This window comes from Pseudomonas sp. CVAP#3, assembly GCF_018986375.1.
In the GTDB taxonomy this organism is placed as follows: Bacteria; Pseudomonadota; Gammaproteobacteria; order Pseudomonadales; family Pseudomonadaceae; genus Aquipseudomonas; species Aquipseudomonas helvetica.
The window spans coordinates 123,988-134,541 of the sequence record NZ_JAHMSC010000014.1 but is presented as its reverse complement, the minus strand read 5'-3'; the positions used below and the strand labels follow the sequence as shown (position 1 = coordinate 134,541).

Annotated in this window: 11 protein-coding genes; 2 read left to right on the top strand and 9 right to left on the bottom strand. The window is 60.5% G+C overall.

What is annotated here, in order from left to right; translation table 11 throughout:
- Window positions 1-107 precede the first annotated feature (107 nt).
- From KRR23_RS21680 to KRR23_RS21660, 5 genes are all read right to left on the bottom strand, one after another.
- Complete coding sequence (locus tag KRR23_RS21680) at window positions 108-584, bottom strand: Lrp/AsnC family transcriptional regulator (RefSeq protein WP_054597482.1); 477 nt, start codon at window positions 582-584, stop codon at window positions 108-110.
- Window positions 585-596: 12 nt separating this feature from the next.
- Complete coding sequence (locus KRR23_RS21675; protein WP_216744178.1) at window positions 597-1,358, bottom strand: ABC transporter ATP-binding protein; 762 nt, start codon at window positions 1,356-1,358, stop codon at window positions 597-599.
- A gap of 76 nt (window positions 1,359-1,434) precedes the next feature.
- Window positions 1,435-2,145, bottom strand: a complete 711-nt coding sequence (locus KRR23_RS21670; protein WP_054597484.1) for an ABC transporter permease — start codon at window positions 2,143-2,145, stop codon at window positions 1,435-1,437.
- Complete coding sequence (locus tag KRR23_RS21665; protein WP_102667261.1) at window positions 2,142-2,867, bottom strand: ABC transporter permease; 726 nt, start codon at window positions 2,865-2,867, stop codon at window positions 2,142-2,144. Before KRR23_RS21665 ends, KRR23_RS21670 begins: the two co-directional genes overlap by 4 nt.
- Before the next feature lie 75 nt (window positions 2,868-2,942).
- Window positions 2,943-3,722, bottom strand: a complete 780-nt coding sequence (locus tag KRR23_RS21660; RefSeq protein ID WP_216744177.1) for a transporter substrate-binding domain-containing protein — start codon at window positions 3,720-3,722, stop codon at window positions 2,943-2,945.
- Between the two features lie 458 nt (window positions 3,723-4,180).
- On the opposite strand from KRR23_RS21660, the gene KRR23_RS21655 reads away from it, so the two are divergent.
- Window positions 4,181-5,287, top strand: coding sequence for an enoyl-CoA hydratase/isomerase family protein (locus tag KRR23_RS21655; RefSeq protein WP_216744176.1), 1,107 nt, complete (start codon window positions 4,181-4,183; stop codon window positions 5,285-5,287).
- Window positions 5,288-5,290: 3 nt separating this feature from the next.
- Window positions 5,291-6,442 carry an acyl-CoA dehydrogenase family protein gene (locus tag KRR23_RS21650; protein ID WP_216744175.1) on the top strand — a complete coding sequence of 384 codons (1,152 nt, stop codon included), beginning with the start codon at window positions 5,291-5,293 and terminating at the stop codon, window positions 6,440-6,442.
- Window positions 6,443-6,661: 219 nt separating this feature from the next.
- Here the strand turns inward: KRR23_RS21650 and KRR23_RS21645 are convergent, their stop codons facing one another.
- The 4 genes from KRR23_RS21645 to KRR23_RS21630 are packed head-to-tail and all read right to left on the bottom strand — an operon-like array spanning window position 6,662 to window position 10,553.
- Window positions 6,662-7,435: an enoyl-CoA hydratase gene (locus KRR23_RS21645; protein WP_216744174.1), complete on the bottom strand. Its 774-nt coding sequence runs from the start codon at window positions 7,433-7,435 to the stop codon at window positions 6,662-6,664.
- A 13-nt stretch (window positions 7,436-7,448) separates the two neighbouring features.
- Window positions 7,449-8,576, bottom strand: coding sequence for an acyl-CoA dehydrogenase (locus KRR23_RS21640; RefSeq protein ID WP_216744173.1), 1,128 nt, complete (start codon window positions 8,574-8,576; stop codon window positions 7,449-7,451).
- Window positions 8,577-8,585: 9 nt separating this feature from the next.
- Complete coding sequence (locus KRR23_RS21635; protein ID WP_216744172.1) at window positions 8,586-9,779, bottom strand: acetyl-CoA C-acyltransferase; 1,194 nt, start codon at window positions 9,777-9,779, stop codon at window positions 8,586-8,588.
- A gap of 12 nt (window positions 9,780-9,791) precedes the next feature.
- Window positions 9,792-10,553, bottom strand: a complete 762-nt coding sequence (locus KRR23_RS21630) for an SDR family NAD(P)-dependent oxidoreductase (protein WP_054597492.1) — start codon at window positions 10,551-10,553, stop codon at window positions 9,792-9,794.
- Window position 10,554 lies beyond the last annotated feature (1 nt).

Genomic DNA, 10,554 nt, shown 5'->3' with positions numbered 1-10,554 from the left:
ACTCAGGCCGCTCAGGCATAGACATGTAAACGTCCAGCTTTTTGGGGTCAGATCAGAGCGTGGGAACGATCATAAGCGTCTGCGTGGGAACGAGAAGAGTCGGGTGATTACGTCGAGGTTTTGACCATCGCCAGCTCAGGGTGGCTGACCAGTTTGTCGATGTGCAGGTCCGGGTCGTCGAACCAGACTTCAGTCAATACCCGGTAGTGTTCCATGTCGCGACAGCGCATCCGCAGGCTGTAGTCGAAGGCGCCGCTGATCAGTTGGCACTCCAGCACCTGCGGGCAGGCGCGGACCTTGGCTTCAAAGGCTTTCTGCGCGGCGCGCCCGCTCTGGTTCGAGAGTGCCACCAGCACCAGCAGCGACAGACCGGGGGTCAGTTTTTTCTCGTCGAGAATCGCCCCGTAGCCACGAATGACGCCGAGCTGTTCGAGCTTGCGCACCCGCTCAAGGCATGGCCTTGGCGTCAGGTGCACGCGCTCGGAAAGCTTCTGATAGGTGATGCGCCCTTCGTGGCGCAGCACCTCAATGATTGCCTGATCGATACGATCAAGCACGATCGACATATCGCGGATGTCCGCCATGTACGCCTTGCCTCACTTCAAACGGCCCGATAAAAATTGCTGTAAACGCTCGCTTTTCGGCTGGTCGAGAATCGTTGCATCGCCCTGCTCCTCGACCCGGCCTTGATGCAGGAACAGCACCTGGCTGGACACCTGCCGGGCAAAGCCCATTTCGTGGGTCACCATCAACATGGTCCGGCCTTCTTCAGCCAAGGCCTGAATCACCTTCAATACTTCACCCACCAACTCCGGGTCGAGGGCCGAGGTCGGCTCGTCGAACAACAGAATCTGCGGCTCCACCGCCAATGCCCGGGCAATCGCCACCCGTTGCTGCTGGCCGCCGGACAGGAAGGCCGGGTACTGCTCGGCGACTCGTTGCGGCAGACCGACCTTGTCCAGGTAGGCCCGGGCGCTGACTTCGGCATCCTTGCGACTGACACCCAAAACTTTGCACGGCGCCAGCATGATGTTCTCCAGCACCGTCAGATGACTCCACAGGTTGAAGTGCTGAAACACCATCGCCAGCCGCGTGCGCAAGCGCTGCAACTGCGCCGGGTTGGCAACCCGCATGCCGCCGGCCGCCTGACGGGTGACAATCCGCTCGCCGTCCAGCTCGATGGCGCCGTCATCCGCCCGCTCAAGGAAGTTGATACACCGCAGCATAGTGCTTTTACCGGAGCCACTGGCGCCAATCATGCTCACGACATCTCCGGCGCGGGCATTCAACGAGACGCCCTTGAGCACTTCGTTGTCACCAAAGCGTTTATACAGATTTTCAACGGTCAGTTTGTACATGCAACACTCCTCGAGCACTGCCGTTGGCGACAGCGTTCTGGACAGAAAGAGGGAGGAAAAAAGCCGGCTCCGGATCTCAGTGAGCCGGCCCGAGGAAATTCAGCCAGCGCTTCTCTGCGAGACGAAACGCGCCGACCAGGCCAAATGACAGCGCGAGGTACAGCAGCCCGGCGATACCGAAGGCCTGGAAGGTCATGAAGGTCGCGGCATTGGCGTCCCGGGCGACCTTGAGGATGTCCGGAATGGTTGCGGTGAAGGCTACGGATGTGGCGTGCAGCATCAGGATCACTTCGTTGCTGTAGTAAGGCAGTGCCCGACGCAACGCCGAGGGCAGAATCAACTTCACATACAAACGCCAGCCACTCAGGCCATAGGCATGGGCGGCCTCGATTTCACCGTAGGGAATGCTGCGGATCGCCCCGGCGAAGATCTCGACGGTGTAGGCGCAAGTGTTGAGGGTGAACGCCAGCAAGGTGCAATTCATCGCATCGCGAAAGAATGCTTCCAGCAACGGCTGCGAACGGACCACAGCGATGCCGTAGATCCCGCTGTAGCAAATCAGCAACTGGATATACAGCGGCGTGCCACGAAACACGTAAGTGAACAGCTGCACCGGCCAGCGCAGCAGGCCCCAGCGCGACGTGCGCATGATCGCCAGCGGCAGCGACAAACAGAACCCGAGCACGATGCTCACCACCAGCAGCCACAAGGTCATGGCCAAACCGGTGAAGTTGTAGCCGTCACTGAACAGGAACGGTTTCCAGTATTCAGAGATCAATTCAATCATCGCGTCATCCCTCGCACGCCCTGGTTGTAGCGCCGCTCAAGCACGCGCAAGACATAGTTCGAAGCGCTGGTGATCAGCAGGTACAGCGCTGCCGCCAGCAACAGAAAATCCAGCATGTTGAAGGTGCTTTTGCCGGCCTCCTGCGCGACCTTGACCAGGTCCGACAAGCCGATGATCGACACCAGTGCCGTAGCCTTGAGCAGCACCAGCCAATTGTTGCCCAGGCTTGGCAAGGCAAAGCGCATCATCTGCGGGAACACCACGCAGTAAAACCGCTGCCAACGGCTCAGGCCAAACGACGCACCGGCCTCCTGTTGCCCCCGAGGGACACTGAGGATCGCGCCACGAAAGGTCTCGGTGAAATACGCGCCGTAGATAAAGCCCAGGGTCACGATACCGGCCACGAACGGGTCGATTTCCATGTACGGCCATTGCATGAATTCGGTCAGGCTGCTCAACCAGCCTTGCAGGCTGTAGAAGATCAGCAACATCAACACCAGGTCCGGTACACCGCGAATCAGCGTGGTGTAAAAGGTTGCCGGCAGGTTCAGCAGCCGCAGCGGCGAAAGCTTGGCCGCCGCACCGAGCAAGCCCAGCAGCATGCTGACCAGCAGCGACAGCGCCGAGAGTTTCAGGGTTACCCAGGTGCCGTGCAGCAACAGTGGGCCATAGCCTTGCAGGGCCGAGAGATCCAGGCCCAGAGCATTGAGGAAGGTATTCACGCAAGTCACCTGTCTTGAAGCACCACAGCGAGGCATTGGGTCGTGAACCACGGCCCAACGCCTCAGGTGCGCTGATCAGTTGTTGTAGAGGTCCAGATCGCCGAAGTATTTCTTCTGGATCTGCGCGTAGATGCCCTTCTCGTGCAGGGCCTTGATGGCGGTATTGAGCATGCCTTTGAGCTCGTCGTTGTCCTTGCGTACACCGATGGCGATATCCGCCGGCACCAGCGGATCACTGATGCCTTGGCTGTTCTTGAATGGGGCGCCTTGTGGCGACTCAAGGAAGCTCATCTGCGCTTGCAGCTTGTCCTGAATCGAGGCGTCGAGGCGGCCGTAAACCAGATCGGCATAGACCTGATCCTGGTTCTGATAGGCGCGCAGTTTCACCCCGCCCGGCGCCAGTTTGGCCCTGGCGTAGGTTTCCTGAATGGTGCCTTGCATGAAGCCGATGGTCTTGCCCTTGAGCGACTCGGCGGTGGGTTCAAGACCTGAATCCTTGCGGGTGACGATGGCGGTCGGCCCCGCGTACAGGCGGTCGGTGAAGTCGATCTGCTTGCGACGTGCGTCGGTGACGGTCATCGACGACTCGATGGCGTCGAACTTGCCGGCCTTGAGCGCAGGAATCAGCCCGTCGAAGTCATTGCTGACCCACACACACTTGAGCTTCAGTTCGGCGCAGATCGCGTTGCCCAGGTCCACGCCAAAGCCTTGCACACCACCGTCGGCGGTGGTCGACTCAAACGGCGGGTAGCTTGGGTTGGTGCCGAAGCGCAGTTCGGTCCACTCTTTGGCGCTAGCGCCGGCCGAGCAGAACAGCATCGCGAGTACAGGCAACGTCAGCCATTGGGTTTTCATCTTCATAAGTCCCGATTTGATTGGAATTATCGCGACCGGGCACGAATGCCTGGGCGCCTTTATGGGCAGGAACAGAGAGTCGATGCGGCGTCTGCCGCAGCAGCGTTCTTATTGTTTGTGTTCGGTGCACCGCCAAAGGCCGGCCACACCCCACCCTGAAACCCTTGGCGCAGACGGCTTCGAATGGAAGGCCAGAATGCCAACAGACGATTGTGCCGAGGTGTCGAAAGGGCCGTCGCAGACAGCTCGCTTGTGCTGATGTCGGCATTTTCACAGCCGATTCTGTCGTGAATGCCCTATCAGGGCGTTTATGCGATGAATCAGCGTGTAGGCATTACAAAAATGCAGACCGAACCTGCATCTATCACGGTTGTACATCGCAAATTTGCACTGTTACGATCCGGCATCGTTCGCGCGCGAACACTTCTATAAAGAACAATAAAAGCAGGGAGTTAGTGATGACTGCTCAGGTTTCATCCCAGGCGACCCACGGCATTGATGCCAGCGCCAACGAAGTGCTGGCCGAGGTCCGCAACCACATTGGCCACCTGACCCTCAATCGCCCCGCCGGCCTCAATGCCATTACCCTGGACATGGTCCGCCGCCTGCATCGACAACTCGATGCCTGGTCGAAAGACCCGCACATCCACGCCGTGGTGTTGCGCGGGGCTGGCGAGAAAGCCTTCTGCGCCGGCGGCGATATTCGCTCGCTGTACGACAGTTTCAAAAGCGGCGGCACCCTGCATGAAGACTTCTTCGTCGAGGAATACGCCCTCGACCTGGCGATCCACCATTACCGCAAACCGGTACTGGCGTTGATGGACGGTTTCGTCCTCGGCGGCGGCATGGGCCTGGTGCAAGGCGCAGACCTGCGAGTGGTCACCGAACGCAGCCGTCTGGCAATGCCGGAAGTGGCCATCGGTTACTTCCCGGACGTTGGCGGCAGCTACTTCCTGCCGCGCATTCCCGGCGAACTGGGCATCTACCTCGGCGTCAGCGGCGTGCAGATCCGCGCCGCCGATGCGCTGTATTGCGGGTTGGCCGATTGGTACCTCGAAAGCCAGAAACTCACCGAACTGGATCAACGCCTCGACAGCCTCGAGTGGCACGACACCCCGCTCAAGGACCTGCAAGGCCTACTGGCAAAACTCGCGGTACAGCAACTGCCCGACGCACCGTTGCAGGCACTGCGACCAACGATCGACCACTTCTTCGCCCTGCCGGATGTGCCGAGCATTGTCGAGCAACTGCGCAGCGTTACGGTTGTCGACAGCCACGACTGGGCAATCACCACTGCCGATTTACTCGACAGTCGTTCAGCGCTGGCCATGGGTGTAACGTTAGAGATGCTGCGTCGCGGCCGTCAGCTGAGCCTGGAAAATTGCTTCGCCCTCGAATTGCACCTCGATCGCCAGTGGTTTGAACGCGGCGACCTGATCGAAGGCGTCCGCGCCTTGCTGATCGACAAAGACAAGAGCCCACGCTGGAACCCTCCGACCGTGCAGGCGCTGGACGCCAAACACGTTGCGAGCTTCTTCAGCGGTTTTGACCAGAGCGGGAGCTGAGCCATGCACGATATCGAATTGACCGAAGAACAAGTGATGATCCGCGACATGGCCCGGGATTTTGCCCGCGGCGAAATCGCCCCGCACGCCCAGGCCTGGGAAAAAGCCGGCTGGATCGATGATGCGCTGGTGGCCAAGATGGGCGAGCTGGGTTTGCTCGGCATGGTGGTTCCCGAGGAATGGGGCGGCACTTACGTCGACTACGTGGCCTACGCGCTGGCGGTGGAAGAGATTTCTGCCGGCGACGGCGCCACCGGCGCCTTGATGAGCATCCACAACTCGGTGGGCTGCGGGCCGGTTCTCAACTATGGCACTGAAGAACAGAAACAGACCTGGCTGGCGGATCTGGCCAGCGGTCAGGCCATCGGCTGCTTCTGCCTGACCGAACCGCAGGCCGGTTCCGAGGCGCACAATCTGCGCACCCGCGCCGAACTGCGCGACGGCCAGTGGGTGATCAATGGCGCCAAGCAGTTCGTCAGTAACGGTCGACGGGCAAAACTGGCGATTGTGTTTGCGGTGACCGATCCGGATCTGGGCAAGAAGGGGCTGTCTGCGTTTCTGGTGCCGACCAATACCCCCGGTTTTATCGTTGACCGCAGCGAACACAAGATGGGCATCCGTGCCTCTGACACCTGCGCGGTGACGCTGAACAATTGCATCATCCCCGAAGCCAATCTGCTGGGTGAGCGCGGAAAGGGTCTGGCGATTGCCTTGTCCAACCTCGAAGGCGGTCGCATCGGCATCGCCGCGCAGGCACTGGGCATCGCCCGTGCAGCTTTCGAAGCAGCGCTGGCCTACGCCCGTGACCGGGTACAGTTCGACAAGCCGATCATCGAGCACCAGAGCGTCGCCAACATGCTCGCTGACATGCACACCCGGCTGAATGCGGCGCGCTTGCTGATCTTGCATGCTGCCCGGTTGCGTAGCGCTGGCAAGCCATGCCTGTCGGAAGCCTCGCAGGCCAAGCTGTTTGCCTCGGAAATGGCTGAGAAGGTCTGCTCGTCCGCGATACAGATCCACGGCGGCTACGGTTATCTGGAAGATTATCCGGTGGAGCGCTACTACCGCGATGCGCGGATCACGCAGATTTACGAAGGCTCGAGCGAGATTCAGCGGATGGTGATTGCGCGGGAGCTCAAGAACTATCTGGTTTGATGCGTGGAATTGGGGTGGCTTTGAAATCCACCCCTCACCCCAGCCCTCTCCCCAATGGGGAGAGGGTGAAAGGGAGCCGATCTTCAAGCTTTTCAAAACTTGAGTTCGACTCGAAATCTCAGGTCGCAGTACGTCGACTAAACAACTCGGTCAGTCCCCTCTCCCTTTGGGAGAGGGTTAGGGTGAGGGGTGGCCCTTGCAGACACCCCAAAAATCAAATCACATCCCTTTAAACTCAGCCTCACGCTTGGCAATAAACGCTGCCATGCCTTCTTTCTGGTCCTGTGTGGCAAACGCCGCATGGAACACCCGGCGTTCAAAGCGCACGCCTTCGGACAGGCTGACTTCAAAGGCGCGGTTGACGCTTTCCTTGACCATCATCGCAATCGGCAAGGATTTTTTGGCGATCAACGCTGCAACCTTCAACGCTTCATCCAACAGCTCATCCACCGGCACGATGCGCGCAACGATGCCGCAGCGCTCCGCTTCCACCGCGTCGATCAGGCGGCCGCTGAGGCACATTTCCATGGCTTTGGCCTTGCCCACGGCACGGGTCAGGCGCTGGGTGCCGCCCATGCCCGGCAACACACCGAGGTTGATTTCCGGCTGGCCGAATTTGGCGTTGTCGCCGGCCAGAATGAAGTCGCACATCAGCGCCAGCTCACAGCCACCACCCAACGCAAAACCGGCGACCGCAGCAATGATCGGCTTGCGTCGATTGGCCACCCGGTCACTGTCGCTGAACAGGTCGTCAAGGTAGATCTGCGGATAGGTCAGCTCGGCCATTTCCTTGATGTCGGCACCGGCGGCAAAGGCTTTTTTCGAGCCGGTCAGCACGATGCAGCCGATTTCCGGATTGGCTTCCAGACCGTCCAGCGCGTGGTTCAGCTCGCTGACGATCTGCGCGTTCAAGGCATTCAGGGCTTGCGGGCGGTTGAGGGTGATCAGACCCACGCGACCCTGGACTTCCAACAAAATCGTTTCGTAGCTCATGCAACGTTCCTTCTCAAAGATTGCGCGAAATGACCATGCGCTGAATATCGCTGGTGCCTTCATAGATCTGACAAACCCGCACGTCGCGGTAAATCCGCTCCAGCGGGAAGTCGCTCAGGTAACCGTAACCACCGAGGGTTTGCAAGGCCATCGAGCAGACCTTTTCGGCCATTTCCGAGGCGAACAGCTTGGCCATCGAGGCTTCCACCAGCGCCGGTTTGCCACTGTCACGCAGGGCTGCGGCGTAATGCACCATCTGCCGGGCGACGGCGATTTGCGTGGCCATGTCAGCCAATCGAAAGGCTACTGCCTGATGCTCGATGATTGCCTTGCCGAAGCTCTCACGCTCACGGGCGTAATCGCGGGCGGCTTCGAATGCGGCGCGGGCCATGCCGACCGACTGTGAAGCAATCCCGACACGTCCGCCTTCAAGGTTGGCCAAGGCGATTTTGTAGCCTTCGCCCTCCTCGCCCAGACGATTGGCCACCGGCACCTTCACATCCTCAAAGAGGATTTGGCAGGTGTCCGAGGCGTGCTGGCCGAGCTTGTCTTCAACCCGCGCAACCTTGTAGCCCGGTGAATCGGTGGGCACGATGAAAGCGCTGATCCCGCGTTTGCCGGCGCTCGGCTCGGTGACCGCGAAGACGATCACCACCCCGGCGTTTTGCCCCGAAGTGATGAACTGTTTGCAGCCGTTGAGCACGTAGTGATCGCCGTTCAGCCGGGCACGGGTTTTCAGGCTGCTGGCGTCGGAACCGGCCTGCGGCTCGGTCAACGCGAACGCCCCGAGCATGGCGCCACTGGCCAACGGCTTGAGGAAGCGCTCTTTCTGATCGTCGTTGCCGAACTTGAGGATCGGCACGCAACCCACCGAGTTGTGCACGCTCATAATGGTCGAGCAGGCACCATCGCCGGCGGCGATTTCTTCCAGGGCCATGGCGTACGCCAGGTAACCGGTGTCGCAACCGCCCCACTGCTCCGGCACCAACATGCCAAAAAAACCCAGTTCGGCCATCTCGCCGATGGCTTCCTTGGGAAAGCGGTGCTCGCGATCCCACTCGGCGGCGAACGGCTTGAGCCGTTCCTGGGCGAATTGCCGGGCCGCGTCGCTGATCTGTAGTTGTTCGTCAGTCGGTAGCATGTTGATTCCTTAATACAGGCATTCAACGGCCATGGCCGTGGCTTCACCGCCGCCGATGCAGATGGCTGCAACGCCGCGTTTCAGGCCTTTCTGGCGCAATGCCGAGAGCAAGGTCACCAGAATCCGCGCGCCAGAAGCACCGATCGGGTGGCCCAGCGCACAGGCGCCGCCGTGGACGTTGACCTTGCTGTGGGGGATTTCCAGCTTGGTCATGGTCACCAGGCTAACCACCGCGAAGGCTTCGTTGACTTCGAAAAGTTCGACTTCATCCAGCGACCAGCCGGTTTTCTTCATCAGCTTTTTGATCGCGCCCACCGGTGCCACCGGGAACAGACCTGGCGTATCAGCGAAGGCTGCGTGACCGTGGATCACTGCCAGCGGTTTCAGGCCACGCTTTTCGGCTTCTGAACGACGCATCAGCAACAGCGCCGCCGCGCCGTCGGAAATCGAACTGGAGTTGGCCGCCGTCACAGTGCCGCCGTCACGGAACGCCGGTTTCAGGCTGGCGATCTTGTCCAGTTTGGCTTTCGGTGGTTGTTCGTCATCGGTGATGAGCTTTTGCTCTTTACCGACCATGACCTGCAGCGGAACGATTTCGGCGTTGAAGCTGCCGTCCTTGATCGCTTGTTGCGCGCGAGTGGTCGAAGCGATTGCGAAGTCATCTTGCGCTTCACGCGTGAAGCCATTGGCCTCGGCGCAGTCCTCGGCGAAGGTGCCCATCAGGCGGCCCTTGTCGTAGGCATCTTCCAGACCGTCGAGGAACATGTGGTCAAGCACTTTGCCGTGGCCCATGCGGTAGCCGCTGCGAGCGCGGTCCAACAAGTAAGGTGCGTTGGACATGCTTTCCATCCCGCCAGCGACCACCACATCGGCACTGCCGGCCAGCAGCATATCGTGGGCCAGAATGGCCGCCTCCATGCCCGAGCCGCACATTTTGTTCAGGGTGGTGCAACGGGTCGATTTGTCCAACCCGGCGCCCAGCGCAGCCTGGCGTGCCGGGGCCTGACCGAGGCCGGCAGACAGCACACAACCAAACAGCACCTCTTCTACTGCATCGGCAGCCACGCCGGCGCGCTCGACGGCAGCGCGGATCGCCGCAGCGCCCAGTTGTGGCGCGCTGAGGCTTTTCAGTTCACCTTGAAAACCGCCCATCGGGGTGCGGACGGCGCTGACGATAACGATTGGATCGTGGGACATTGTCATGACAAATACTCCTTATTTGGCGGCCATACGCAAGGCACCGTCGAGACGGATCACCTCGCCGTTGAGCATGCTGTTTTCTATGATATGCCTGACCAGCGCGGCGTACTCAACCGGTTTACCAAGGCGCGGTGGGAACGGTACGCCAGCGGCCAGCGAGTCGCGCACTTCCTGGGTCATGCCGGCCATCATCGGGGTTTCGAAGATCCCCGGGGCAATGGTCATCACCCGGATGCCGTAGCGCGCCAGTTCACGGGCGGCAGGCAAGGTCAGGCTGGCAATCGCGCCTTTGGAAGCGGCGTAGGCAGCCTGGCCGATCTGACCGTCGAAGGCCGCCACCGAGGCAGTGTTGATGATCACCCCGCGCTCGCCGTCTTCATTGGCTTCGGTTTCGGCAATCGCCGCCGCAGCCAGACGCAGCATGTTGAAGCTGCCGATCAGGTTGACGTTGATTACCTGGCTGAAACTGGCCAACGCGTGCGGGCCGTTCTTGCCGAGGATCTTCTCGCCGCGGACCACACCGGCACAGTTGACCAGCCCGTGCAGGCCGCCAAAAGCTGCAACCGCTGCCTGCACCGCTGCTTCTGCCGCCGCTTCCTGACTGATGTCCGCGACGACGCAATGCGCGCCGAGCCGTTTTGCCTGAGCCGCGACGGCTTCGGCATTCAGGTCCACCAGCATGACTTTGGCACCGGCACCCACCAGCATTTCAGCCGTGGCCGCGCCCAGGCCCGACGCACCGCCGGTGACGAGAAAAACCTTGTTTTCGATCTGCATC

Bases quoted from the DNA above. Each gene is read 5' to 3' on its own strand.
- KRR23_RS21680 (WP_054597482.1), bottom strand. From the start codon at position 584: ATGGCGGACATCCGCGATATGTCGATCGTGCTTGATCGTATCGATCAG.
- KRR23_RS21675 (WP_216744178.1), bottom strand. From the start codon at position 1,358: ATGTACAAACTGACCGTTGAAAATCTGTATAAACGCTTTGGTGACAAC.
- KRR23_RS21670 (WP_054597484.1), bottom strand. From the start codon at position 2,145: ATGATTGAATTGATCTCTGAATACTGGAAACCGTTCCTGTTCAGTGAC.
- KRR23_RS21660 (WP_216744177.1), bottom strand. From the start codon at position 3,722: ATGAAAACCCAATGGCTGACGTTGCCTGTACTCGCGATGCTGTTCTGC.
- KRR23_RS21655 (WP_216744176.1), top strand. From the start codon at position 4,181: ATGACTGCTCAGGTTTCATCCCAGGCGACCCACGGCATTGATGCCAGC.
- KRR23_RS21650 (WP_216744175.1), top strand. From the start codon at position 5,291: ATGCACGATATCGAATTGACCGAAGAACAAGTGATGATCCGCGACATG.
- KRR23_RS21645 (WP_216744174.1), bottom strand. From the start codon at position 7,435: ATGAGCTACGAAACGATTTTGTTGGAAGTCCAGGGTCGCGTGGGTCTG.
- KRR23_RS21640 (WP_216744173.1), bottom strand. From the start codon at position 8,576: ATGCTACCGACTGACGAACAACTACAGATCAGCGACGCGGCCCGGCAA.
- KRR23_RS21635 (WP_216744172.1), bottom strand. From the start codon at position 9,779: ATGACAATGTCCCACGATCCAATCGTTATCGTCAGCGCCGTCCGCACC.
- KRR23_RS21630 (WP_054597492.1), bottom strand. From the start codon at position 10,553: ATGCAGATCGAAAACAAGGTTTTTCTCGTCACCGGCGGTGCGTCGGGC.